The organism is Rhizobium sp. BE258 (assembly GCF_031457345.1).
GTDB lineage: Bacteria > Pseudomonadota > Alphaproteobacteria > Rhizobiales > Rhizobiaceae > Rhizobium.
This window is the reverse complement of sequence record NZ_JAVDWL010000004.1, coordinates 175,363-199,363: the sequence shown is the minus strand read 5'-3', so window position 1 is coordinate 199,363 and position 24,001 is coordinate 175,363. Positions and strand designations below refer to the sequence as shown.

General features: G+C 55.6%; 26 protein-coding genes and 3 pseudogenes. 16 read left to right on the top strand and 13 right to left on the bottom strand.

Annotation, left to right across the window (positions count from 1 at the left end; all coding sequences use genetic code 11):
* Positions 1–294 precede the first annotated feature (294 nt).
* The 6 genes and pseudogenes from J2X43_RS15390 to J2X43_RS15365 form a co-directional block, all read left to right on the top strand.
* A pseudogene (locus tag J2X43_RS15390) lies at positions 295–417 on the top strand (carboxymuconolactone decarboxylase family protein); the annotation flags it as partial.
* A 681-nt stretch (positions 418–1,098) separates the two neighbouring features.
* Entirely contained in the window at positions 1,099–1,305 is a 207-nt protein-coding gene (locus J2X43_RS15385) for a BON domain-containing protein (RefSeq protein ID WP_310295179.1), read from the top strand.
* Between the two features lie 13 nt (positions 1,306–1,318).
* Complete coding sequence (locus tag J2X43_RS15380; protein WP_112389416.1) at positions 1,319–1,597, top strand: hypothetical protein; 279 nt, start codon at positions 1,319–1,321, stop codon at positions 1,595–1,597.
* A 992-nt stretch (positions 1,598–2,589) separates the two neighbouring features.
* Complete coding sequence (locus J2X43_RS31060; RefSeq protein WP_405049598.1) at positions 2,590–2,862, top strand: DUF2256 domain-containing protein; 273 nt, start codon at positions 2,590–2,592, stop codon at positions 2,860–2,862.
* 118 nt (positions 2,863–2,980) lie between these two features.
* Positions 2,981–3,382 (top strand): hypothetical protein, encoded by a 402-nt coding sequence (locus tag J2X43_RS15370; RefSeq protein ID WP_310295174.1) that lies wholly within the window; start codon positions 2,981–2,983, stop codon positions 3,380–3,382.
* A gap of 41 nt (positions 3,383–3,423) precedes the next feature.
* A pseudogene (locus J2X43_RS15365) lies at positions 3,424–3,561 on the top strand (AraC family transcriptional regulator); the annotation flags it as partial.
* A gap of 410 nt (positions 3,562–3,971) precedes the next feature.
* Here J2X43_RS15365 and J2X43_RS15360 read toward each other — a convergent pair.
* Positions 3,972–5,006: a sensor histidine kinase gene (locus J2X43_RS15360; RefSeq protein ID WP_112445660.1), complete on the bottom strand. Its 1,035-nt coding sequence runs from the start codon at positions 5,004–5,006 to the stop codon at positions 3,972–3,974.
* Positions 5,007–5,108: 102 nt separating this feature from the next.
* Entirely contained in the window at positions 5,109–5,462 is a 354-nt protein-coding gene (locus J2X43_RS15355) for a response regulator (protein WP_112389418.1), read from the bottom strand.
* 153 nt (positions 5,463–5,615) lie between these two features.
* On the opposite strand from J2X43_RS15355, the gene trpB reads away from it, so the two are divergent.
* From trpB to J2X43_RS15340, 3 genes are all read left to right on the top strand, one after another.
* Positions 5,616–6,860, top strand: coding sequence for a tryptophan synthase subunit beta (gene trpB / locus J2X43_RS15350; RefSeq protein WP_112389419.1), 1,245 nt, complete (start codon positions 5,616–5,618; stop codon positions 6,858–6,860).
* 43 nt (positions 6,861–6,903) lie between these two features.
* The gene (locus J2X43_RS15345; RefSeq protein WP_162706045.1) at positions 6,904–7,488 is read left to right on the top strand and encodes a response regulator transcription factor; all 585 of its coding nucleotides are present in this window, start codon (positions 6,904–6,906) and stop codon (positions 7,486–7,488) included.
* Positions 7,489–7,600: 112 nt separating this feature from the next.
* Positions 7,601–8,587 carry an NAD(P)-binding protein gene (locus J2X43_RS15340; RefSeq protein ID WP_112389421.1) on the top strand — a complete coding sequence of 329 codons (987 nt, stop codon included), beginning with the start codon at positions 7,601–7,603 and terminating at the stop codon, positions 8,585–8,587.
* Positions 8,588–8,959: 372 nt separating this feature from the next.
* Here the strand turns inward: J2X43_RS15340 and J2X43_RS15335 are convergent, their stop codons facing one another.
* The 8 genes from J2X43_RS15335 to J2X43_RS15300 all read right to left on the bottom strand — a co-directional run bounded on the left by J2X43_RS15335 (position 8,960) and on the right by J2X43_RS15300 (position 15,490).
* Positions 8,960–9,631 (bottom strand): acyltransferase domain-containing protein, encoded by a 672-nt coding sequence (locus tag J2X43_RS15335; RefSeq protein WP_310295168.1) that lies wholly within the window; start codon positions 9,629–9,631, stop codon positions 8,960–8,962.
* A gap of 156 nt (positions 9,632–9,787) precedes the next feature.
* Positions 9,788–10,345: a fasciclin domain-containing protein gene (locus tag J2X43_RS15330; RefSeq protein WP_405049597.1), complete on the bottom strand. Its 558-nt coding sequence runs from the start codon at positions 10,343–10,345 to the stop codon at positions 9,788–9,790.
* A gap of 152 nt (positions 10,346–10,497) precedes the next feature.
* On the bottom strand, positions 10,498–11,151 hold the full coding sequence (locus J2X43_RS15325) for a ChrR family anti-sigma-E factor (RefSeq protein ID WP_310295166.1): 654 nt from the start codon (positions 11,149–11,151) through the stop codon (positions 10,498–10,500).
* A complete protein-coding gene (locus J2X43_RS15320) occupies positions 11,148–11,723 on the bottom strand; it encodes a sigma-70 family RNA polymerase sigma factor (protein WP_310295164.1) in 576 nt (191 codons plus the stop codon). The genes J2X43_RS15325 and J2X43_RS15320 overlap by 4 nt, the downstream gene beginning before the upstream one ends.
* A 214-nt stretch (positions 11,724–11,937) precedes the next feature.
* Positions 11,938–12,357: a DUF2177 family protein gene (locus tag J2X43_RS15315; protein ID WP_112389424.1), complete on the bottom strand. Its 420-nt coding sequence runs from the start codon at positions 12,355–12,357 to the stop codon at positions 11,938–11,940.
* Between the two features lie 27 nt (positions 12,358–12,384).
* Positions 12,385–12,789: a DUF2147 domain-containing protein gene (locus J2X43_RS15310; RefSeq protein ID WP_310295161.1), complete on the bottom strand. Its 405-nt coding sequence runs from the start codon at positions 12,787–12,789 to the stop codon at positions 12,385–12,387.
* Complete coding sequence (locus J2X43_RS15305; RefSeq protein WP_310295159.1) at positions 12,782–14,014, bottom strand: cyclopropane-fatty-acyl-phospholipid synthase family protein; 1,233 nt, start codon at positions 14,012–14,014, stop codon at positions 12,782–12,784. Before J2X43_RS15305 ends, J2X43_RS15310 begins: the two co-directional genes overlap by 8 nt.
* 87 nt (positions 14,015–14,101) lie before the next feature.
* Entirely contained in the window at positions 14,102–15,490 is a 1,389-nt protein-coding gene (locus J2X43_RS15300; protein ID WP_112389425.1) for an NAD(P)/FAD-dependent oxidoreductase, read from the bottom strand.
* Positions 15,491–15,652: 162 nt separating this feature from the next.
* Here J2X43_RS15300 and J2X43_RS15295 point away from each other — a divergent pair, with 162 nt between their 5' ends.
* The 4 genes from J2X43_RS15295 to J2X43_RS15280 are packed head-to-tail and all read left to right on the top strand — an operon-like array spanning position 15,653 to position 18,589.
* Positions 15,653–16,465 (top strand): DUF1295 domain-containing protein, encoded by an 813-nt coding sequence (locus tag J2X43_RS15295; protein ID WP_047636765.1) that lies wholly within the window; start codon positions 15,653–15,655, stop codon positions 16,463–16,465.
* Positions 16,462–17,490 (top strand): cyclopropane-fatty-acyl-phospholipid synthase family protein, encoded by a 1,029-nt coding sequence (locus J2X43_RS15290; RefSeq protein WP_112389426.1) that lies wholly within the window; start codon positions 16,462–16,464, stop codon positions 17,488–17,490. Before J2X43_RS15295 ends, J2X43_RS15290 begins: the two co-directional genes overlap by 4 nt.
* Positions 17,487–18,062 (top strand): hypothetical protein, encoded by a 576-nt coding sequence (locus tag J2X43_RS15285; RefSeq protein WP_112389427.1) that lies wholly within the window; start codon positions 17,487–17,489, stop codon positions 18,060–18,062. The genes J2X43_RS15290 and J2X43_RS15285 overlap by 4 nt, the downstream gene beginning before the upstream one ends.
* On the top strand, positions 18,059–18,589 hold the full coding sequence (locus tag J2X43_RS15280) for a lipocalin family protein (protein WP_112389428.1): 531 nt from the start codon (positions 18,059–18,061) through the stop codon (positions 18,587–18,589). Before J2X43_RS15285 ends, J2X43_RS15280 begins: the two co-directional genes overlap by 4 nt.
* A gap of 253 nt (positions 18,590–18,842) precedes the next feature.
* On the opposite strand, the gene J2X43_RS15275 is transcribed toward J2X43_RS15280, so the two are convergent.
* Entirely contained in the window at positions 18,843–19,250 is a 408-nt protein-coding gene (locus J2X43_RS15275; RefSeq protein WP_162702714.1) for a DUF3429 domain-containing protein, read from the bottom strand.
* Between the two features lie 511 nt (positions 19,251–19,761).
* Between J2X43_RS15275 and folE the strand changes: the two genes are divergently transcribed.
* Together folE and J2X43_RS15265 are read left to right on the top strand one after the other, a co-directional pair.
* The gene (gene folE / locus J2X43_RS15270) at positions 19,762–20,370 is read left to right on the top strand and encodes a GTP cyclohydrolase I FolE (protein WP_112389430.1); all 609 of its coding nucleotides are present in this window, start codon (positions 19,762–19,764) and stop codon (positions 20,368–20,370) included.
* A gap of 40 nt (positions 20,371–20,410) precedes the next feature.
* A pseudogene (locus J2X43_RS15265) lies at positions 20,411–21,110 on the top strand (SDR family NAD(P)-dependent oxidoreductase).
* A 27-nt stretch (positions 21,111–21,137) separates the two neighbouring features.
* On the opposite strand, the gene J2X43_RS15260 reads toward J2X43_RS15265, so the two are convergent.
* Entirely contained in the window at positions 21,138–21,416 is a 279-nt protein-coding gene (locus J2X43_RS15260) for a hypothetical protein (protein WP_162706046.1), read from the bottom strand.
* A gap of 367 nt (positions 21,417–21,783) precedes the next feature.
* Complete coding sequence (locus tag J2X43_RS15255) at positions 21,784–22,689, bottom strand: SDR family oxidoreductase (RefSeq protein ID WP_112389432.1); 906 nt, start codon at positions 22,687–22,689, stop codon at positions 21,784–21,786.
* 76 nt (positions 22,690–22,765) lie between these two features.
* Between J2X43_RS15255 and J2X43_RS15250 the strand changes: the two genes are divergently transcribed.
* Positions 22,766–23,389: a TetR/AcrR family transcriptional regulator gene (locus J2X43_RS15250; protein ID WP_112389546.1), complete on the top strand. Its 624-nt coding sequence runs from the start codon at positions 22,766–22,768 to the stop codon at positions 23,387–23,389.
* The last annotated feature ends 612 nt before the right edge of the window (positions 23,390–24,001 follow it).

Genomic DNA, 24,001 nt, shown 5'->3' with positions numbered 1-24,001 from the left:
AAACTTCGTCGCGGTTCCATGGCACCTTTCCCCGTACGGTTGAAGACGAGAATGTGGTTCGGAAGTCTCTGAGAAGCGCTGTTCAGAACGCGCTGCCTACGCCTTAGCGTCGAACAAGCCAGTTCCTCATCACCGACTTCGTCGAGTTCTTCACCAAACAGCCGGGTGCGCGGCCGGCCGTGCCAACCACGGTACGCTACTTCGGCGGGGTTGATGCATCAGATGCCAGCATGCGCCGCATCATCCAGCGGATAGCCGCAAAGTTTGACCGTGTTCATTTCTGCTACGAGTCGGGCTGCCGCCGCCGCCGCTTTCGAACCGAAGGACCTCGTCGATCTGACGATTACGATCGCCGCCATGAACGCCTTTAATCGCCTCGGTGCACCGTTCCGACTTCCGGTAGCGGCAAAGGCCTAAGCAGCGTAATTCAGCACCATAGGGGTTCGCTTCATCACCTTATGACGCACACCGAAAGCCCATCGCCTTTCGTTCGGAGCTAGCCAGTGCGCGGCGCTTTCTTTTAGGTTGCTCCTGACGGCAAATCACTGCAACGTGTGGGCAGGAGGAATGCCAATGATCACGCTATCCGCAATCTTCGCAATTCTGATGCTTGTCTCAACCGGGTGCTATCTCGCGATCTTGCCGATCGATAGCGAGGAACGGTAAGCTCAGCATTTAGTGGATAGTTTGCCCGCGAATGGCAAACCAGATCGACCAACCCTCACCTTTGTAGCTGCCAGACCCCGTAACGCTGATCATCTCGATAGCCTCGCCAGCTTTCCTGTCGTTGGGCACGTGATGGACTATTAAATTGAAGTTCCTTGCCCGCGGCATCTCTTCCCGTTCAATGACGAGTGTCGGGGTGATACGGCTAAACCTCATCATCGTTTTTCATGACGACAGTTACCCATGCTTCTGGGTCCAACACCACTCGCAATACTCAGGCATCAGGACGGTGGGCAAAACTGTACGTTCCTGTACACGCAACCTTCGACGAAGTTCCACGTTTGTGGGCGGGAGGATTTGATCATGGTTTTTAGATCTTCGTACGGGTCGGCATACGACGAGTGCTGCGCAGCCGGGACTAACTCGTCGTCCATGCGTGCCGCGATCGATGCGGCATGGGCCGCCGACCCGACGCTCGACCGCAGCGGTATCGTGGTCAGAATACTCGGCCCGATCGTAATTCTTGAGGGATACCTTTCCGCGCGGGAGCATCGGGACATCGCCGTTCGCATTGCCACGGCTGTAGCCGGAGCTGGCAGGGTTCAGGACCGGATGCTCTATCGGTACAGCGCCCAATAATTGGAGGCAGGTTATGAAAACGATCAGCGATTGGCTTGAACACAAGCTCGACAATATGGGGTCGGAAATCGGCTTCGAGGAAGATGCGTCAGCATTCGAACAGCACGCCGAGCTCCTGCGTGCCGAAGCTGAAGAGGCCGGCTATACGGCCGAGGAGCTGACTGAAGCCTGCGGTGGCGATATCGCTGCGTTTCTTCGGGATCGTCAGAATTTGGCTACCGACAACGAGATGCTGGACAAGCTCGCGGGCGACCCGTTTCCCATTCCGCCTTCCGGCCTGAAACAGGACTAACGGCTTGTCACCAAGTTGACTTGTCGCCGAAACATCTGAGATTTGCCCTGCGTTTCAGCGGGCCGTCTTTTATCACCTGAAACGAAAAAGCTTCGCCCTCTGGAATGGAAGGCGCAGACAGGCCCTCGCCGTTTTTTTGACGGGGACGCTAAACTGATTTGCGGGATCTGAGAATCCCGACCCTGATGTGGAGCTGTCAGGGTTTGTGCAGCAAGGGTGGCGAATGGTCTGACGCCTCCTCAGACTTAAGTCCGAGTTTAGATTTTTCGTGGAACGGAAAGCCCTGGCAACCATTTAATCGCGGTCTAATCACTTGAGGTAAGGCCCCATGAAGAAAATTATTCTTGCTGTCGCTGTCGCTTTTTCGTCCATCATTGCCGTCCCAGCAGCTTCTTATGCGGACACCGTCGTCATTCGTACTGATGACGGTCCTCGCCCGCATCGCGGCTGGGAAAGGGGCCACCACCGTGGCTGGGATAATGATCGGAGAGCACGGCTGGTACGTGAAGATTATCGTCGCCACCCGGGTTGCTTCACGAAACGAGTTGTAACCTATCGGGATGGTGAGCGAGTTTCGCGGACGACGAAGGTCTGCCGCTAACTGAATCTCAGGTTCGCCTCAAGGAGCCGGGAGTAAGTCACTCTCCGGCTCCTTTCGTTTGAAGAACCGCACGATCAGAGGAGCGTTTAATGGAGCGTCATAATCGGTAATGGACGCCGCCATTGATGAGGGCAGACGGCGTTGAAAATCTGAGCGTTGCAATTATCTGAACATCCCGTTTGGCAAAGGAGGTGTCAGAATGTGCTGAAAGAAGTTAAACAGGCCAAGTAATAGGGCCGTCACAGTGCAAGGACCGGCGGCCTCGCGTCTTCAAATCCTTACGCCGATCGTCTAAATCTTCACGCGGCCTGGCTGAGAGGTTACTGTTCGGCTTGGTCAGAAGTAATCGCCCCGTCTCCCCAGCACCGGTATAGCGTTTTTGAAAAGCTCAATGATCGACAGCGGGTTTGATTCCTCCGAAAAATGCACCAAGGAGTGTCTCGACGTGCCGAAGATGGTCAAGAAATCCGACTTGCCGACAAAAATTTGCACAGCCTGCGGACGTCCTTTCACCTGGCGACGAAAGTGGGGAAAAAACTGGAGCGACGTAAAGTTCTGCTCGGATCGCTGCCGGCGTTCGAAAACAACGAGCGTTTCAAATGCGGGGCCGCCGTCTCTAGTGGCCAGCAATTTTGGCGGCAAGCAAAATAGAACTGAACAGTGAAAGCCCTTTACCGCTACAGACTGGCTTAGACGGGAGAAGAAGCTGTCGCTCGCACTTGCGGGGGCGCTCGGATTTTCCGCATCGACAACGATGGCGCGCCGCGGAGCGCGTTTGATAAATGCAAACCACTGCCCAGCAGATAGGCTCACCATCCCCTGATTCTGACAAATGCTCTGAGCGTTATTCCTTTACCACCGCAAAAATCTGCACGGCATCGGCCCCGTCCAGAGACGACGTCTTCCGGGGGGCGCTGATCGAAGCCATCAACGTCAGAAGCTTCGACAGAGAGCTGTCCCTGCGCGGGCGCGAGGAATTGCTCTCAGGCGATCAGGAAGTCGAGCAGATCGTGAGGGAAGAGCTTGTAGCACGCATCCGGCGTATCGGACGAGATGGCTGGCGAGATCTGCGCGAACAGGGTTCCGCTCTTGTTTCGTCTCGCGAGCTAGATGCCGACAGGCTGCCGAAGGTCGAAGTCATGCTCAGAACATCGCTGAGCACGCACTCGGCCCTATCAACATAGAAGCTGTGGGTGCCGCTGCAGGACTACATTCGAATTCCGCGATGACGGTTTTCAAGAAGGCTGTTGGCATGACAATGCATCAGGCCCTCACCGGACATCGGCTCGACACCGTGCAGTCTCTCTTGATCTCATCCGAACTACCGATCGCTTCTGTGGCTTTTGAAAACGCATTTGGCTCCCTCTCCCGCTTCTACGCAGCCTTCGAAAGCAGGTTCGAGACAACGCCATCGAAGTGCAGGGACGGCTTCGTGTCTTCGCTGCGAAGTTGACCGGGAGTCATAAACCTATCTCCCGAGCCCGCCCAAGAGCCTATCTGCCTATGCCGAGTGTACGCTCGGATAAAGGGGCAGTTTACATGCTGGCCTCTCAATGCATTTTCGGCACCATTGCAACGGGGCATTCTCTTCGAGCAACCCATCGTCAGCTTTTGTCTTTGTCTATGGGCGTTTGTGATCCACCCTATCGATTGCATGTCAAAAAACCATCCGTCATTGACTATCTTCGCGTGAATGAAGCCGTAGAGATGGTTATCGTTTTGAACCGACGTGTGGCGACACTGATTGCTCTGGGTCAGCGGGCCATTTCGTCGTCACTTTTCGCTATCGATCTGCGCCAGGTCACCACGAAACTGAATTTTCGAAAGTGACATTTTAGCTGTTAGCACGACTCCTCCGGGGTTGTATGCGACATCCGCGTTGCCGTACGCGCTGAGGCTGGAGACGATGAGCCGCGATCCGAAGCCTACGCGCGTGGGGTCTGCAACTGTCGGACCGTCCCGCTCGCGCCAGTCGATAGATAGACAATCTTCGCCGTCGATGTCCTCGATCCGCCAGGAGACATGTATGTGGCCAGCGTTATTGGACAGCGCGCCATACTTCATGGCGTTCGTTAAAAGCTCATGCAGGACCAGCGAAAACGAAAGGGCCGCCTGAGGCCCCAGTTCGAGTTCAGGACCTTCGACTTTAATCCGTTCACTTCCTTGCAGGCCAATGCTTATTTTAGCTGCTTCGACGATATTGCCGAGGGTCGCGCTTACCCAGTTCTTCTGTAGCAACAGGTCGTGAGCTTTCGAGTAAGCCGATATTCGTGACTGAAGCTTCACGGAGGCATCTTCGACTGACGTTGCATTGCGAAGGGATTGCGTCGCGATCGATTGGACAACCGAAAGAGTGTTCTTCATCCGGTGGCCGAGTTCGTGCATCAGAAGGCGCTGCCGGTCAGCTTGGTCGCGCTCATGCGTCCTGTCGCGAAGAATCTTAATAAAACCAATCACTGTGTCATCGTCCGCACGAAGGACCATCATCTCACCCGAAGCCCAAAACGTCGTGCCATCTTTTCTGAGATGCCAGCGTTCGTCGCTCCCTCTTCCGACGCTCAGAGCTGCGGTCATCTCCCGCTGAGGCACGCCTTTTTCCCTATCTTCTTGGACAAAAAAGGCAGTGGCGGGCCTGCCAACCATTTCTTCGGCTGTCCAGCCCAGGATAAGGTGCGCGCCCTCGTTCCAGCTTGTGACAAGGCCGTCCAAATCCAGCGATATTATAGCGTAGTCAATAGCGCTTTGGACGATCGCTTCGAGGAACCGCTCCCTAGACGAGATCTTGTCAGTCCCGATTTCGATCTTCATGGCTCGATCCTTGAGGCCGCATTCCGCGCTATCCATCACCGATAAGAGCCAAAAGTCAAATCTATCGACGATCCGTCTCCCGGACGCGCGACACTCTGGAGCTTAGATTTCCGAAAGACGGTTCAAACTGGCGACGATCCTCTTGAAATCGTAGGGCTTAGAGAAAAACTCTGCTCCGTGCGGCAGATCGATATCTTCAGGCGTTAGTCTCCCTGATACGACGACGATGCCTGCGTCAGGAAAACGTACCGCAACCGCTTTGGCTAGATCGACACCCGAAAGCTTTCCAGGCATTTGCACATCGGTGAAAAGCAGATTTATGCTGTGATCTTCAAGGAGCTCCATCGCTTCATCAGCCGAGCCAGCCTCAACTACCTCAAAACCGGCCTCTTCCAGCACGTCGATGACCGTCAGCCGGATAAGGACTTCGTCTTCTACTACCAGTACCTTGAGCATGCCAATCCCCCGTAGAAGCGCTGGTCAACACGCGGACGGGTAGAATGTTCCACATTATGTTTCGGGCGCCTACCGGACGGTCGATCTGCTTATTTTAAAAAAGAACATCCAAACCGAAACGCTCGCGTACAACGGATAAACGAGGAAAACGCGATGCAAGACATGAATTCTGCGATGCCCGATATTGATGGATTTTTTGGTCAATTCGGCGGGAGCTTTGTCGCAGAAACCCTGATGCCGCTTTTGCTCGATCTTGGAACTCAATGGCGGGAGGCTAAAGCTGATCCATCATTCTGGGAACGCTTTGCATACCTGTCGCGGCACTATGTCGGACGCCCAAGTCCGCTTTATTTTGCCGAGCGTCTGACAGCCGCACTGGGAGGCGCACGTATTTACCTCAAGCGGGATGAACTAAACCACACTGGATCACACAAAATCAATAACTGCGTCGGCCAGATACTAATCGCCCAGAGGATGGGCAAGCGCCGTATCATTGCCGAAACAGGCGCCGGCCAGCATGGGGTCGCAACTGCGACAGTCGCAGCGCGCTTTGGCCTCCAGTGCATCATCTACATGGGCGCCAAGGATATCGAGCGACAGGCGCCGAACGTTTTCAGAATGAAGCTTCTGGGCGCAGAGGTAAGACCTGTCACGTCTGGGAACGGAACTCTCAAGGACGCCATGAACGAAGCGCTTCGTGATTGGGTGTCCAACATCGACGACACCTATTATCTGATTGGCACCGTCGCCGGGCCACATCCGTATCCGGAAATGGTCCGAACACTACAATCGATTATTGGCACCGAAGCACGCAAGCAGATCCTCGAATATGAAGGGCGCCTTCCAAACCTCCTGATTGCGGCAGTCGGCGGCGGCTCGAATGCGATTGGTCTGTTTCATGCATTTCTCGGTGATCGTGACGTTGAGATGATCGGCGTCGAGGCCGGGGGCCGAGGCGTCGATACGGATGAGCACTGCGCTTCGCTTTCAAAGGGAACGCCAGGCGTCCTGCATGGCAATCGCACCTACCTTCTCCAGGATCTCGATGGTCAGATTCAAGAAGGCCACTCGATTTCGGCAGGTCTCGACTATCCCGGAGTTGGGCCGGAGCACGCGTGGTTGAAGGAGCAAGGCAGGGTTTCGTACAGGTCAGCCACCGACCGGGAAGCGCTCGATGCCTTCCAGTATCTCGCTACCGAAGAGGGGATCATCCCGGCTCTGGAGCCGTCTCATGCATTGGCGGAGTTGATCAAGATTGCCCCCGAGATGCCGGCGGAAGCAATCGTCATCCTCAATCTCTGCGGCCGCGGCGACAAGGACATCTTAACGGTCTCCAGTTTGATTGATGGCGATAACGACGCTCAGGCAAAGGCCAGTGGGGCGACCAGTCACCGATAATTGTCCAGGGACAGCAGCCCACAAGCTCAGCAAGGAGCACGTTATGATAGGGTTCGGTTCGACGGCGACTGGCGCAGCAGCAGATTCAGATGCCAGGTGCCTGGCTCTCCTTGTTGATGACGACTGCGTGTTCGCGCGGCGACTTGGCAAAGCGCTTCAGGACCGTGGATTCGACACGGAGATCTATAATACGGTCAGCGATGCGATCGACGCGCTTGGACTTCGTCGTTTCGATATCGTTATAACGGATCTCCGGATCGGCGATCGGAGTGGTCTCGAAATCGTAGCGGAAGTGCGCGATAGTTCTCCTGAGACCAAAACTCTGGTCTTGACTGGTTATGGAAACGTTCAGTCGGCCGTGACCGCAGTCAAACTTGGCGCAACTGAATTTTTGAGCAAACCCGCCGACGCGGACGAAATCCTTGAGGTTCTCGGTGTGGCAAACGCATTAAAGTTGTCTTCAGGGGATGCCATCAAATCTGCCGAGCTCGTTCGCTGGGAGCACGTGACCAGCGTGTTTGCGGAAACCGGAAACAACGTCTCGGCGACTGCCCGTCTCCTCAACATGCACCGTCGAACGCTGCAACGAATGTTATCTCGCGGGCGGCCGGAAAAAATAAGTGTATGAGCTTCAACACGAGGTTTCGGTCGATGGGAGGTTCGCGGCCACCTTGCCAGCAGTCGCTCCCTCGCGATCTGACAAGCACCATTCTACGTAAGGTCAATACAAAGGAAATGTGATGTCCGATCGAAAGAAAATTGCAGTTATAGGGGCCGGGATTGCAGGACTGACCTTCGCACGATCGCTGCATGGCATTGCTGACATTACGATCTTTGAAAAGAGCCATGGTGTCGGAGGCAGAATGGCAACCCGGCGTGCCGGCGAAATCACGTTCGATCACGGCGCCCAGTATTTTACCGTCCGCGACCCCTTGTTCCACGCTATGTTAGAGCCGGCACTCGAACTCGGCTTCGTCGAAACGTGGTCAGGAACCATCGGCTCGTCATCGATGGGCTCCGCATCAATCATCGACGAGAGCGATCGTGCCCCAAGATTTGTCGGCGTACCATCCATGACGGCGCTTCCTAAGTGGATGGCACATGGATTGGACATCCGGCTAGGCGTGACGATTGATGCTATCGAAGGGAGCCCGTGTAACTGGAGACTCGCCACTGGTTACGAGCGAGCTGGTCCCTTCGACTGGGTTGTCGCCGCCTGTCCTGCTCCCCAGGCGATGGCCTTGATGCCTGCGAACTACAGCGGCTTTCGAGCCGCAGCGAGCACAAAGATGAATGCTTGCTTTACACTGATGCTCATCCTTCAATCGCGTGCCTTGGGACGCCACTGTGCGGTGCGCTATGACGACGAGGTGATCGCATGGGTCGCCGACTGCACGTCACGCCCGCAACGCTCGCCTTTGCCGACGATTGTCGTTCACTCGCAAAACCAATGGGCCGATCGACACGTCGATGACGACTTGGAAGTCGTTCGTACGGCCATGCTCGATAGCCTGGCTAGACTGCTGCCCGGCGTTCCCGAAGGTGTTCTCTCGGCTAACGTCCATCGCTGGAAGTTCGCCAATGTACAGACAGTCAGTGAAAGTGACGTTCTTATGGACCTTGAAAACGGTCTTGCTGCATGCGGAGATTGGACGATTGGCAACAGAGTCGAAGCAGCATTTCTAAGTGCAACTAGGCTTTCCAAAGCGATCGGAGAACGGCTCTGACAGACATGGCCGATCCGGATGGCATGACTGCCCGCGTGTCGGACTTCACTTTCAGTTTGCCGCAACCAAGATAGGAAGCCATTGTCTCTGGTCAGAGCGGCAGAATCGGCTCGACTGTAGTTCGAGTGAAGATCCCCGGTCGGGCAAGTTGCGCGAAACTGCCAGGAAACGCGTTGGGTTTGATTTACCCGATGTTTCCGAGTTGAGATCGAGCGGCTGGAACCGCTTTTTTCCGGTTCTTCAACGTCAGATCGAGCTGGTGGGATGCTAAGCCGACGATCGCAAATGAAAGCCAGTTGTTAACCTCAGCCTAAGGTCGACGCCTATGGTTGAGACTGACTGCCGACCAGATCCCGTAGTCCAGAGAGTGCTTTAAAGTCTTCGGCACAGCGTTTGTGGATCGACTTCGGCCGCCGTAGCGCTCAAAGCGTGTCCGGGGCCGAGTTCCAGAAATGCACTTGCGCCAACCTCCTTGCAACTCTCCAGACACCTGGCCCATTCAACTGTATGCGAGATTTGATCAGCGAGCTTAATCTGAGCTGACGTGAGATCAAGCACCGAGGCGCCGTCGATACCACTGAAGAGAAGAATCCCGCTCGGAACCTCAGGGCAGATGGCTGCTTTTGCTAGAGAAGATGCAAACGCGGCAGATGCGTTTGCGAGTCTTGGCGTATGTGAGGCAACATGGACTTTAAGACGGACAATACGCTCGGCGCCGCTGCGAACTGCCTCTTCTTCTAAAGTTTGGAGGACGGCGACTGTGCCCCTTACGACGAATCCATTGCCGGGATTGGCGATCGCAATTGCAGTTTCCTGCGCGCGGCATAATCTTGCGACTGACTCCCGCTTCAATCCCCGGGCAAACGTCAATCCTTCGCGACCGCGACTTGCTAGTTTCATCGCCTCCGCGCGGATCGCGACGAGCCGGAGCGCCTGTGTCCCGCTGATGAGCCCCGCCAGCGCCCAGGCAGCAACTTCACGGACGCTGTATCCAGCGACTAAACGGCGCTGGGGCTCGTTCGCCGCGACGGAGATGACAGACAATGTTTCCGGGGAATGATGCTAATTGGCGTCTAGGTCCGGCCACTCCGCACTGGCGTTGCCGCCGGTTAGCGTTCGAACGCGCCCGATACCTAAAAAAGAGAAGATCTATTCAGACCGAGAAAATGCCGGGCCGATAATTCGGCCCGGCGCTCGAACTCACATCTTCGGAAGAAGTACCTTATCAACGACGTGGATCACGCCGTTCGACTGCTTGACGTCAGCGATCGTCACGGTAGCAGTTCCTCCCGCCTCGTCGGTAAGCGTGATCTTGCCCATGTTTTCCTTGGCCTTCAAAACGCAGCCGCCGACGGTCTTGATGTCATGTTCGCCGCCATCATCCTTGATCATCTTGGCGACGGTGCTGGCCATGGCATCAGCTGCGACCACGTGGCAAGTCAGAATTTTGACGAGCTTGTCCTTGTTCTCTGGCTTGAGTAGGGTCTCGACGGTCCCTTTGGGAAGGGCATCAAAGGCTTCGTTGGTCGGAGCAAACACGGTAAATGGCCCCTTCCCTTCAAGCGTCGACACCAGGCCCGCAGCCTTGACGGCAGCGACGAGCGTCGTGTGATCCTTCGAATTCACAGCGTTTTCAACGATGTTCTTGTCCTCGAACATCGCCGCTCCGCCAACCTTAGGGTTGGCGGCATATGCAGCCAGGCTGCCTGTCATCATGCTGGCCAACGCGACTGCCGAAACTACCAGAAATTTCTTCATGATCATCTCCTCTCAATGCCGGCCTCTTGGCTCGGTAGAGGTTCTACGAATGACCGCCGCTCCGGTTCAAAAATCAGACAAATATAGTTCAGCATGATCTGAACGGCAGGTAGTGGGAAGGTCTGCGGTTACTCGGCCGATGAATACTGAAGTCAAATCCCGAGGATTGGCTGTATCAACCGCAAAAACCTGCTCTTGAAGCGTAGGGGCGCCTCGGTCACGGCAAGACATATACAGTCTCTGCCAGCATCAGCTTTCGGCTGATGCGTCAAGCTGTCGTCGGCCATCTCGACATCGCCTCGCGCAAATCGCGAAACCTCGTCGCTAAAACTGCCGTCAAGCACAAGCGTTAATTCAACGCCTCGGTGAGAATGCTCCGGGACCGGCTGACCGGCCGGAATCTTGAGCAATCTCACTGTCGTTGTTTCGTCGCTGGTCGGTATCATCATTTGGGCAGCGCCTCGACCGAGCTGGCGCCATTTCAGGCCTCCGGCTGCTTCGATATAGGTCCTCAGCGGCTGCGGGTACGTGTGATCAGACCACGAGCCTTTCTTAATGGGCACAACCTTGTCGATCTGACCCGCATCGATCTTAGCTTTGAGACTCTCCCAGCTTTGTGACACCGCGGCTTCATCAGCAGGTTCGCTGTCAATAAAATAACCGCCAACGCTTTCCAGCATTGAAAGCTTTGAGCGGCATGCCGGGCATAAGGCAAGATGAGTCGCCACAGCAACGCTCCAGCCTTCAGCCAGGGTTCCGGCCGCATATTGCTGGAGCATGTCATCATCCAGATGATGTTCGATCATTTGGCCTCGTCCTGAAGCGCTACGCGCAGTTTCTCGCATGCAAGCCTAATCCTTGATTTCACCGTTCCAATTGGGAGGTTTAGTTTTTCCGCGATCGTCGAATGGGTGAGCCCCTCGAAAAACGACATGCGCAGCACTTCCGCATATCTGCCCTTCAATGTCGTCATCGCGCCGCGCAGCGCTGCAGCACTTTGCTGACGCTCGATTAGCGAGTCGGCGGCCTCAAACTCATCCGGGACGAATGCCGGATCGTTTGGATCGAAGTCAGGCTTTATCGCTCTTCGAACAGAGTCGATCATCTGATTTCTGGCGATCGTGAATATCCACGTTGACGCCTGGGCCTTGGACGGATCGAAAAGCGTTGCCTTGTGCCAGACGCGCATCATCGTTTCCTGCGCCAGCTCCTCTGCGAGTATGCGGTTTCCTCTCGTCATCTTGACCATGTAAGAGCGTACGCGCGGATAGAAGTGCCTGTACAAGAGTTCGAACGCCACGATATCGCGTGACTCTGCCACAGCGGACATCAGCGCTTTAATCCGCTCGGCATCTAAGCTAACGGTCTCTTCCTCCAATTTCCCGACCTTTCGCGCTCCGCCTGAAGACGACCACACTTTCGCGTCAGCGCATGTGGTTCGAAGTACTCCGATTCGAAGCGGCATCTGCATATTCATGGCGTAACCTACGCATCAGCGTGCTGCTGGATCAAAAAAATGAACTCTAAAAATTGGCCTCCAAGTCTTTGCTTGGGCTTCGATAGCGCCTGCCGGCCCACGTCGCGTGCGGACATCAGAGGCGCGCCACAGCCCCAAAGATCCGATATGTGACCCAAAAACCGACGCCTGATGCTGCCGCTGACAAGACTGTTCCCCAAATGAGGTCGGCGACCGTCAAGACAGTCGACCAGTTTCTTAAGGTAGACTGGTTGGTCAGATCATAGGTGGCATAAGCCATGAAGCCAACGGCTGCGCCGTAGATGACTGCTGTCGTCATTGATCCTGACGTCAAACCCGTCCGGACAGCGAGGAAGGTCAACCCCGCGGCGTAAATCAGGTAAAATGCCGCAGCAGGCGCCAATCGGAACTGCGGCGCAAGCATGTCGCCCAACGTTGGTCGATAGAGACGGTCGGCCATTGCGCTCAGCCAGACAAAATCGATGGCAACGAAGGCGATCAGCGTTGCGGTATAGGCGGTCAGGTACGTTTTCATACGGGGCTCCCAGATGGATTTCCAAGCTCAGTTTATGCGTGTCCAGTCCACGCCCTTGCAGATCAGACCGGCGATGACACAGCCTTTCGTGGTCATCCTGGCGCCGTCGACCTTGACGGTAAGCTTGTAGCTCAGATCGCGTTGCGGATCGAAAGCGGTGCCGGAATAGCTGCCCTCACTGTCCTCCTTGATCGACATGACCAGTTTGTCGCCTTCCTTCTCTTTCGGCGTACCGGGCTTTATCCATGTGTTGACCGCGCAGAGATCAGGGCCGCAAGGTGCAATATGCACACGCGCATTCCCGTCTCCGCGGGCCCAGTTGCCGTTTATATCGGCGGCTTCAGCAGGGAATACAGCTCCAACAAGAACAACCGGAATTGCCCAGGCAAACGATTTGGTTGTGTTCCTGTCAAAGAGCGCCTTCTTAGGCATGCTCGATCGTATAAAGTCCAACATTGATGCTTTCCTCCTCAAACCCTGCCTCGCAGTAACAAAGATAGTAGTGCCACATCCGCTTGAACGTCTCGTCGAAGCCGAGAGCGGCGATAGCCGGCCAATTCGCGTGGAACCGTGTGCGCCATTCCCGCAGGGTACGAGCGTAGGATCTGCCGAAATGTTCGACTTCCGTCAGCTTGAGCCCTGCGTCTGAGACAGCGTCCCGGAGAGCTGCGTCGGACGGCAGAAATCCGCCAGGAAAGATGTATCTTTGGATGAAATCGGTGCTGCCGCGATAGGCGTCGAAGCGGCTCTCTTCGATCGAGATGACCTGTAGCAAGGTTCGCCCGCCTGATGTCATGCACCGCTTGATCATCGCGAAGTAATCCGGCCAATAGGCTTCACCGACCGCTTCGAACATCTCGATGGATACGATACGATCAAACTGACCGTGAAGATCACGATAGTCTTGCAGCCGCAATTCAACCTGACTTGTTTTACCCGCCAACTCTACGGCGCGGTTCGCCCACTTGAGTTGCGAGGGCGACAGCGTTAAGCCCATCACATGTGAATTTGAATGTGTGGCTATGTCGAGCGCCAGAGCGCCCCATCCGCAACCGACCTCGAGGACGCAATGCCCATCCGACATGTCCAGCTTGTCGCGAATGAGCTGGAGCCGATTTTGCTGCGCCGATTCAAGAGTCTGAGTTGCACTCTCGAAGACGGCCGATGAGTACAGCATCGAGCTATCAAGCCAGTGCTTGTAGAACTCGTTGCCCAGATCGTAATGGGCTTCAACGTTCCGGCGGCTACCACGCCTGGTATTGGAATTCAGAATATGACGCAGGCGGCTGACAAGCCTTGCTATCCAGGTACCGGACAGAGCAGGCGACAAAGGCGTCGCGTTTGCGGCCACCAAACGTATTAGCGCCGTCAGATCTGGCGTGGTCCAATCTCCGTGAATATAGCCTTCTGCCGCTCCGAGATCGCCCGACACAGCGAGCCTGCGAAGTGCACCCCATCGGCGGATCACAATTGTCGCGTCCGGTCCGTCCTCAGTTCCTCGCTTTGTTACGTCTTCCCCTTTCGGCAGGATGATCGTCAACCTGCCCCGCCGAAGGTCTTTGATCAGCCTACCAAATAAAACACCACCAATGCCAACCTTCGGCCGCTCGGCCGGAGCTGCGATCGGTGGGGTGGTAGTTTCGTCAAATTGCGCCATGGGATCCTGCCTCGAGAACTTGGGAATTTGCACGACAGGAAATTGACTGGTCTCGTCCAAGAGGCCATGACGTTCTGCTTGTAATCGTCATGCCATCACCTTCTGGTCGGCAGCCATCAAGTCAAACGGTCGTGCCGACGGGATGCGGACGATGCGGCCGCTTTCATCACTGACTTCCCATGGGCGCCGCACGCCGCCGAGATCTTCGGCGACGGCGAGACCCGCCTGAATGCCGTCCTCATGGAAACCAGAGCCGAAGTGTGCGCCGCAAAACCAAGTCTTTCGTGTGCCCTGAAGTGACCAGATTTCGCGCTGGGCCCGGTCTGTGGCGAGATCGAAAACCGGATGCTCGTAAGTCTCTGTTGCGATGATCGAATCGGCGCGCGGTGGACGGGTCGGATTGAGCGTGACGAAGGTGGGGGGCGCAACACCGAGAGGCTGCAGCTTGTTCATCCAGTAGGTGATCGATGGCTTCGCCTGATCCCGCCGGTCCGAAACTCCTCTGTCGGCGACGTAGTTCCAGCTTGACCAGGCTGCACGGCGCCTTGGCATGAAGCCGGTATCGCCATGCAGAACCGCCTCGTTCCGAGAATAGCGAAAGCTTCCAAGGATCCTGCGCTCCTCTTCGGTGGGGTCGGCTAACATCCGGAGCGCCTGGTCCGCATGCGTCGCAACGACAACGTCATCGAACATATAGATTTTTCCAGTCGCGTCGCGCACTTCGACGTGATCGCTGAGGCGGCGGATATTTCTAACTGGCGTCGAGAGCTTTACACGGTCAGCGAAACCAGCAGTCATCCGCGCCACATACTCCCGACTGCCGCCCCGGACCGTGCGCCACGCTGGTCTATTCCAGAGAGCAAGAAGTCCGTGATTGCAACAGAATTTGACAAAGCTGGCTGCAGGATAGGCGCCAACCTCCATCGCAGGCGTCGACCAGATCGCCGCCGCCATCGGATAGAGGTGGTCCTCGCGAAATGCGCGTCCGTAACCGCTCCGATGAAGATAGTCGTTTAGAGAAATGCCGCCCATTAATGGGAGATCGCGCGGTGCGTTGCGATAAAAGCGCAGAAGATCGCGCATCATCGACCAGAAGCGGGGATTGGCGACGTTTGACCACTGGGCGAACAGGCCAAGTCCAGTGCCGCCGGAATACTCGAATTGCCCTTCGTTGAGGGATACTGCGAATGACATATCGGAGGCTGCTGTCGAGACGTCCAGTGTGTCGAACAGCGCCGTGAGATTGGGATAGGTCACTTCGTTGTAGACGATGAAGCCGGTATCCACCGCAACCTTGCCGCTGTCAGCCTCGAATTCTACGGTGTTGCTGTGACCGCCAATGCGATCCGCGGCCTCGAACACGGTCACGTCATGATTTTTTGCCAAAAGCCAAGCGGCGGAAAGACCTGAGATTCCGCTGCCGATAATCCCAACCTTGATGCGGCGTGATCCGGCAGCGCGAGCTCCAAATGCCATAGGTATCCTCTCTCTATAAATTTAAGAATTGACGATCTTTACGGACTGAATTCGCAGCGGTTCTCTCAAGCGAAGATTTTTTCGCATTTTTTGATTGCGGTCCGCAAACCGAGTTGCCGCAACCGGCGTAGAGGCGCTCGGAAGCAAATCGTTCTCGGGAATATGATGGACATCAATCCTCTAGTCATCATCGCGATTGGGCTCTCTGTGGCGATGGCTGGCGCGTGGGTGATACAGCGCACGACCGGCCTCAGCGGCTGGATTGACACGATTTGGTCTCTGGCTGTGGGGGCCGGCGGCATCGCGGCGGCAATCTTCGCCGATGGTAATACCAGTCGTCGCATAATGGTGCTGATGTTCGTGGCACTCTGGTCGCTCAGGCTCGCCAGCCATATTGGCGCGCGCACCAGAGGTGCGAAAGAGGACCCCCGCTACGCGAAATTTATCGAGGAGTGGGGCGATAGCGCGCCATGGCGGCTCTTCGTGTTCTTGCAAGTGCAGGCGATTGCCGCTTTCGTTCTTGTCTTGGCCGTCTATCTGGCAGCAGCCAATGGCGAAAATCTCCTTCGCACTCTGGATTTCATTGCCATTGGAGTTGGCTTTATTGCCTTGGGGGGCGAGGCGGCTTCGGATGCCCAATTGGCTCGCTTTAGAAAGTCCCCCGGCGCCAGAACAGGCGTTTGCGAGCTGGGTCTATGGCGCTACTCCCGCCATCCAAATTATTTCTTCGAATGGCTGTTCTGGTGCTGCCTTCCCCTCTTTGCGCTATCTGGGTCGATATGGAGCTGGTTATCGCTGTTGGCTCCGGCCATGATGTATTGGCTGCTTGTTCACGTCTCCGGTATTCCGCCCCTTGAAGATTATATGCTGCGAACGCGCGGCGCTAGGTTTCGTGCCCAACAGCAGCGCGTCAACGCCTTCTTCCCCGGCCCGCGCCGCAAACCCTCGTCCATTCCCCGCGGAGACGCTCCATGAACATGCTGGCCTTTGCCATCAACACCGCTGAACGCACCCCCATACCAGACGGGATATCCCTCGCAGCGATAGATTTGCTTTGCAGCAGGATGAAACGACGGCTTTTGTCGACAACCAACGAGGCTGAACAGGCTTTCGTGGATGAGATGGATCGCTTTCCCGTCGCCACTCATACGGTAGAAGCCAACCGTCAGCATTACGAGGTACCGGCAGAGTTCTTCGCGCAAGTCCTCGGTCCGCAGCGGAAGTATTCCTGTTGTCTTTATCCCGACGCCACGACCTCACTTGCCGAAGCGGAGGCGCTCGCGCTCGCGGAGACCGTTAAACATGCTGAAATCGAAGATGGCATGGAAATCCTTGAGCTTGGTTGCGGCTGGGGTTCGCTTTCGCTCCACCTTGCACAGAAATTTCCGAAGGCTCGTATTATCTCAGTATCCAATTCGGCGTCGCAGCGCTCGCATATTCTCAGCGTCGCAAACACGCATGGCATCAGCAATCTCGACGTCATCACTGCCGATATGAACGAGTTTGAGACCGACGAGCGGTTCGATCGCGTGGTTTCAGTGGAGATGTTCGAGCATATGTCGAACTGGAACGCCCTACTCCATCGTATTCGCGGCTGGACCAAGCCGGACGGCAAGCTCTTCCTCCACGTCTTCACTCACAAGAACAGATCCTACCGCTTCGACCGCGGCGATCCTGCAGACTGGATTGCACAGCATTTCTTCACAGGTGGAATCATGCCGGCTCACGATCTGCCACATAGGTTCGACAATCTTTTCCGGGTAGAAGCGGAATGGCGTTGGTCTGGACTGCACTATCGCCGCACTGCGCTCGACTGGCTTGCCAATTTCGATCGAGGCATTGAACAGATCCGGCCAATTCTTATCGAGGTATACGGAGCTGGCGCTGCCCTTTGGCAGCGCCGTTGGCGGCTGTTCTTTCTTTCCACCGCGGGGCTGTTCGGTCACGAAGGCGGCGACATCTGGGGTGTCGGCCACTATTTGATGGGACCCGTCAGATGAACGCTATCGATCGACTGCAAGACCCCTTGACGCAGGCGACGGTCACGATCGCTTGGGTGATCATCGCAAACAAGCCATTCTATCCGTTCTATGTCTGGTATCTGGTAGGCAATGGAGTGCCTGCGTCACTTTGGACGCTGGCAGCCGCTCCGCTCATGCTGATGATCCCTGTTCTGGCGAACCGCTCGCCGCTAGCTGCTAGAATCGCGCTACCCCTTATTGGAACACTCGATACATGGTTCGAGACGAAGCTGTTCGGCCAGAACTCCGGAACAGAATTGTTTTTTGCGGCCTGCATCATGTTGGCGGCAATTTCGTTCCATCCAGATGAGAAATGGTGGCAGCGAGGAATAGCTGCCTTCGTGTTCGTCGTCTTTGTTGCTTCGCGATCATTCATTGGTGCGCCGTTGCACGTTTGGAGCGAAAGCGATCTTTCCACGCTATTCAGTCTCAATGCGTTCGCTGTCGCGAGCCTGATGACCTTTATCGGGCTACGATACGCGGGGATTTGGCGCCGATCAGAGACATCAGGAACTCAGGTGCAAATTAACGATCAAGGGAGGTCTCAATGAAAAATCATCTTCGTAGCGTACGGCCGCTGCTTCTCGCTCTCGCCGTTGTTGTGTCGGCAACGTGCCTCGCTCGGGCCGAACCCGATGTCGTGAAGGTCGAACCAGATCACTACCGCGGCACCTGGCTGGAAATCGCCAGAAGACCGATGTACCTGACCGACGGTTGTGTTGCCGGCTACTCGTCATATCGTCAGGGACCGTCGCCTAGCGAGATCCTGGTCGAGGATGGTTGCAGGGTGGATACACCGAAAGGACGCTTGAAGACCGTCAAGGGTATCGGTACCATCACCGATTATGAAACGACCAACGCCAAAATGCGCGTCCGTTATCCTTGGTTCATCACATTCAATTACTGGGTTTTGTACAAGTCACCGGATAAATCCTGGTTTATAAGCGCCGACCCCTCAATGACCAACCTGTGGATCTACGCGCGAGCAGTACCTTCGAAGAGCAAACTTCAACGCATGGTCCGAAAGGCGAGCGAGCTGGGTTACGACGTGCGTCAGCTAGAGTTCCCCGCGCAGTGATAATTTTGACTATGAAGCCTGTGAGTTCGGGTAGGTTCAGAGAGCAAAGACTAGTGCTATGATCCTTCCATAGCTTGTATCTGTCGCAATGCAGCCCTGCTTTGGCTCATCTGATGAGCTTTATGACAGGTCCTTAAAGCTCGTGCCAAACCTTACCGGGTCTCGACGTGATGCGGCGTATCTTCGCATATGAGACAATGCGGAGCGGACCGCCGCGAGCAATCCATTCCGGCTGATTCTCGCCTCGCTCCGCTTAAAGGACTGAATAAAGCGTCATCGTGCAATAAGCGAAAAGAACGACTAGCGTCACACTGCCACGAAGCTTCAGGTACCAACGCAGGTCGTCGTCTTCGACGATAGTACTGGCGTCAACGACGAGGAGAAGACCAAACAAAATCATCTGAGCCAAAAGGACGATCGTTATGGATCCGATGAGAAGCGTTGCAAATGCGACCAGTGCCAGAACATTGCTAAACAGGGTAACGAAGACGCCGGCGCGACCGTTGAGTGCGCTCCGCCAAAGCGTTCCCGCCATGAACGAGGCGATAATTGCTCCATACGCTAGGAACGCGCGCTGCGCTTCAAATTGTGGCGCGATAAACGAAACAACTATGAGCAGCCAAAACGGTAACGTTCCCAAATACGTCAAGACGATTGCCAAAACGCGGTGCCTTTTGCCCATCCTACTGACCCACCATGCTACTAAGCGCCTTCGCCAGCACCAGCCCGCTAACGTGAGCCGCCCCTTTACAGCTAGCATCGGGTTGAATTTGCGCGAGCTTTGAAGCGTCGCGAACGCACCAGATCTCCGCTGCACTTTTCACGGCCGGATTGTTGCGCCACTCGGCTTGCCGGATCATTGCTGCTGCAGGACGGCCGGTGTTGCACACCGCGACTATATCACTTCGAACGCCACCGTCGCCAACCGAGCGGCAGCCTTTAATGCGAATTACAAGATCCCTGCTATCGATTGCACTCACTGTACCGCGCGAAAATAAGCCGTTTCCAACTGTCACGATTGTTCGCGCCTTTTCATCACTCCAAGAATACAAGCGCGTTTACGAGGTCATCGCGAAACAGATCAAAAAGTGGGGATCTGATCTGCCGGAAATTTGATCCGACCGATGATCGACGCCGTAACAGCGCGGTTATCATAGCGAAGGACGTTTCTGATGGACGCAATCGTAAACGACACCGGATTTTTTGCGGCCGCGGACCTGCCCACCCAGGAGGAAGCCGAGGCCGCCGTGCGCACCTTAATCCGCTGGGCTGGCGACGACCCAACGCGGGAGGGCCTTCTTGACACCCCGAAGCGCGTCACCAAAGCGTATCGTGAGCTCTTTGCCGGCTACGACGCAGCGCCGGAAGAGATTTTGGCGAAGACGTTTTCGGATGTCGCCGGTTACAAAGACATGGTCGTCGTCAAGGATATCGCATTCCATTCGCATTGTGAGCATCACATGGTGCCGTTCCACGGTGTTGCCCATATCGCCTATTTCCCGGATGGCGCCGTTCTTGGACTTTCAAAAATGGCGCGGCTCGTGGACCTTTATGCCCGTCGGCTGCAGACACAGGAAACGATGACGTCGCAGATTGCAAAAGCTTTCGATGAGAGCCTGCGACCGAAAGGCTTGGCCGTCATGATTGAAGCAGAACATATGTGCATGGCGATGCGCGGCATCCAAAAGCAGGGTGCAAAAACCATAACGACGACATTCCTTGGCCGTTTCGACGGCTCTGCGCAGGATCAGTCGCGCTTTATGATGCTGGTGCGCGGCTGATTGTTCGAGCTAACCATCCTATGTGAAGGGAGTTCGTTCAATGGCGGGTAAGCTGCTGACATCGTTGGCCCCCGGATACTCGGCCTTGGTGATCGGTGCCAGTGGCGGCGTCGGCCATGCAATAGCGAATTCTTTGGAATCCGATCCGAATTGTTCAAACACGGTGCGCCTTTCGCGCCGTGTCGATCAGCTTGACATCACTGACGAGGAATCCGTCCATCTCGCAGCCGATCGATTTCAATCAACGTCGTTCGATTTGATTGTGTGCGCGACAGGTGCTCTCACGATAGATGGTGTTGGGCCGGAGAAATCGATCCACCAGATCTCAATGATGAACCAATTTGCCGTCAATGCCATCGGACCGGCATTACTATTGAAGTACTTTGTTCCGTTGCTTGCCAAGAAGAAGCGGGGTGATCCTCGCTTTCCTGTCGGCTCGCGTGGGGTCGATTGGCGACAATGAGCTCGGCGGGTGGATTTCTTATCGTTCTTCCAAGGCTGCGCTGAACCAGATGGTCCACACGGCCGCGATCGACGTGTCCAGGGCAAATCCTGCATCGCTGCTGGTCGCAATGCATCCGGGCAGTGTTGCGACCTCCCTGTCGGATCCATTTTCCTCAGGCTACGAAAGGTCGAAGCCAGACGAGGCCGCGCGATCGGCCCCTCAGGCGCTTGACGCGCTCCAGCCTGCGAATACCGGCGGCTTCTTTGCCTATGACGGAAGCTCAATCGTTTGGTAGCACGCGTTGAAAATGCTTCGCTGACGACTAGGATCTGAACAGAGCCCAGCTGGCAGGCTCACTATCCGCAGATTCTGACATTCCTCTGATCGTTATTCCTTTACCACCGCAAAAATCTACCTGACGTTTCATATCTGGATCGGCCGCGGCAGACTCGAAGATGTCCTGTGAAAGCGTGTAGATGGCGGGGATTACTTTCCCAGCATCTTCACCAATGCTGTCGATCCAATCGATCCATTTCGGTTCTTTTGAACCTTCTATTTTAAATCGCCCCTCGATCAAAGTGTCGCCACCGGGAACAGCCACATGGAACATCTTACCGGAGATCGTGTGACTGCGGCCGTCCGAGCATTTGTAGCTGCGGTAGAATGGGTCGAGGAACCCTTGAAGCTCCTCGTAATCTCATGTTGAGCGGGATCCCGGCCGCTTGTCGACGCTCGATCTCCTTCGGGGTTTCGACTGTGGTGAGTTTAAAGGGGCATGAATCGTCGATCAGGCTGTTTCTAACGCGGCAAGACAGCAGATAACGCCGTGGAGTAGCGCAGCCGGCAACGCTAGCGTAACCCGCGACCGTGGAGTTCGAAGCTAAGTTGTCATCTGCCAGCCCAAACAGACGTGTGTGCGGGCGTTCAAGGGCCGGAGGCGCTTTTCGTCAGCTCCAGATGAGGATATTTTAAAGGCCAGTCATACGTTGGGAGATCTCCCAAAGCTGCTGACTGGCGGCTTTGTCGAGAGCCTGTTGCGGGATGCTTGCCGGTTGCGGATGTCCGCGTGTTTCGCCAAGGCGATCGGGCCCATAGTAGCCGCCTGATTTGGCCTCCTTCGAGGTGGCGGCGAATAGCTGCGGTAAAGCGCCTTGCGCGACGGGCTGGAAGAGAAACCAGAGATAGGTTCGCGCCAGACCCTGCAAGCTATTTCGTCCGGGTGCATTGTGCAGCAGATCGGTCCGAGAGATCCCGGGATGTGCCGCTATGCTTGAGACGCGCCACCCTGCAGCTCGGCTTCGAGCCTGGAGCTCGAGCGCAAACATCAAACATGCAAGTTTCGACTGGCTGTAGGCCTCCATCGGACGATAGTGCCTCTCAGAATTGATGTCGTCAAAATTGATCTTTCCTGCACGAGCTGCCACGCTGGACACGGTGACGACACGGGCGTCCGTCCCCCTTGATAGCAGTGGCATCAGATGAGCCGTCAATGCGAAATGGCCGAGGTAGTTCGTTCCGAATTGCAACTCGAAGCCATCCCGCGTTTCCTGCCGCTTCGGCGGCACCATGATGCCGGCATTGTTCACCAGCAAATCCACGCTCTCCCTCTCGTTTTCCATCCGCTGGGCGAACGACACGATTGAGGAGAGATCAGCAAGATCGAGTGTGTCAAACCGCACAATGGCTTTGGGAGCGGCATATTTAACGCGCGATACAGCGTCGGCACCTTTTTCACGATTGCGGCCGGCTATGGTCACATCGCACCCTGCGCGGGCGAGCGATAGAGCGGTTTCAAGCCCTAGTCCACCCGTTCCTGTCACCACGGCGGATCGCCCGCGCTGATCTGGTATGTCGGTCTCGTGCCACTTGGTCATTTCACGCCTCTTCCATCATTCTCGCACTTGGTGTAAAATTAATATCGCACTGAGTGTAATTATACAAGAGGCTGTGGTGAAGAAAACCGAGCGTGACGTTCAAGCAGGCGATGGCCTACGGGAACGAAAGAAGCGCGAGACAAAAAAGCGCATAACCGAGAAAGGCATCGCTCTTTTCGTTCAGAAAGGAATCGATCACACAACGCTTGACGAAATTGCCGCGGCCGCAGGGATTTCGCGCAGAACTTTCTTCTACTACTTCACGTCGAAGGACGAGATTCTACTGTCTCTCCAAAGTGGGATCGGCGAGATGTTGGCGGATGCGGTACGAAAGGCTCCCGCGACCTCGACGCCGATTGACGCGGTACGAGATGCTGTGGTGAGCGTGTGTAATGCGATCCCGACGGACGACATGATCGAGATGGATAGGTTGATGAGGACCAGTCCAAGCGTTCAAGCGCGCAAGCAGATATCATACGTGCAGCAAGAACTTGAGATATACGACGCGCTCAGAGAGCGGTGGCCCGAGCCTGAGCGATCAACGGCGTTGCGTGTCGTCGCTATGGTTTCCGTCGGAGCGATGCGCATTGCTGGAGATATCTTCAACCAGGAGAAAGGCGCGCGGCCAATGGCCGAACTCCTTCAGGAAGCATTCGGCAGCGTCGTCCGGGAGGTCCAGTCAGGGTCCACGCATGAGTGATCTCGACGAGATCCGGAGGCCGGTTAATATGAGACAAGAGCCTAACAATATAAGGTCTGGATATGTCCCACCAATGCAGTCAATGCAGGTCCGATATGGAAGAGGGTTTTTTGCTCGAGAAAGGGGACAGCGCCCTCTTGTCATCAGAGACCTGGGTTGAAGGAAAACCTGTAAAAAGTTTATTTTCCGGTTTAAGCCTCAAAGGCAAAGCGGTTTACGAGGTGGTGACGTTCCGTTGCATTGCTTGTGGTTACCTCGACTCATATGCTTTGAGGAAGCTTTAAGATTAGGCGAGCGGGCAATCGGTAGAAGCGGACTGATCATTGGCATCGTGCCGTGAAGGACTAAAATCGCCAGCCTAGTTATTAAAAGATGTTGGTCCGTCCGTTGCCCAAACGGCTGCACAAATCGCATCGATTTCACGTGGTGTCGGGAACCAGACATCATCGGCATGACGGCTGATGGCCTGCTGCGGCTTTAGGAGCGACGCGAGGTTCGTTTCATACAAGATGCGGGCGGCAATGCTAGATCGGGACATCGCCATCTGTTGTGGCGTTCGAAAGGCGCCGGACACGGTGCGGCAGGGATCAAGCTTCGCTGTGAAGGCTGCTA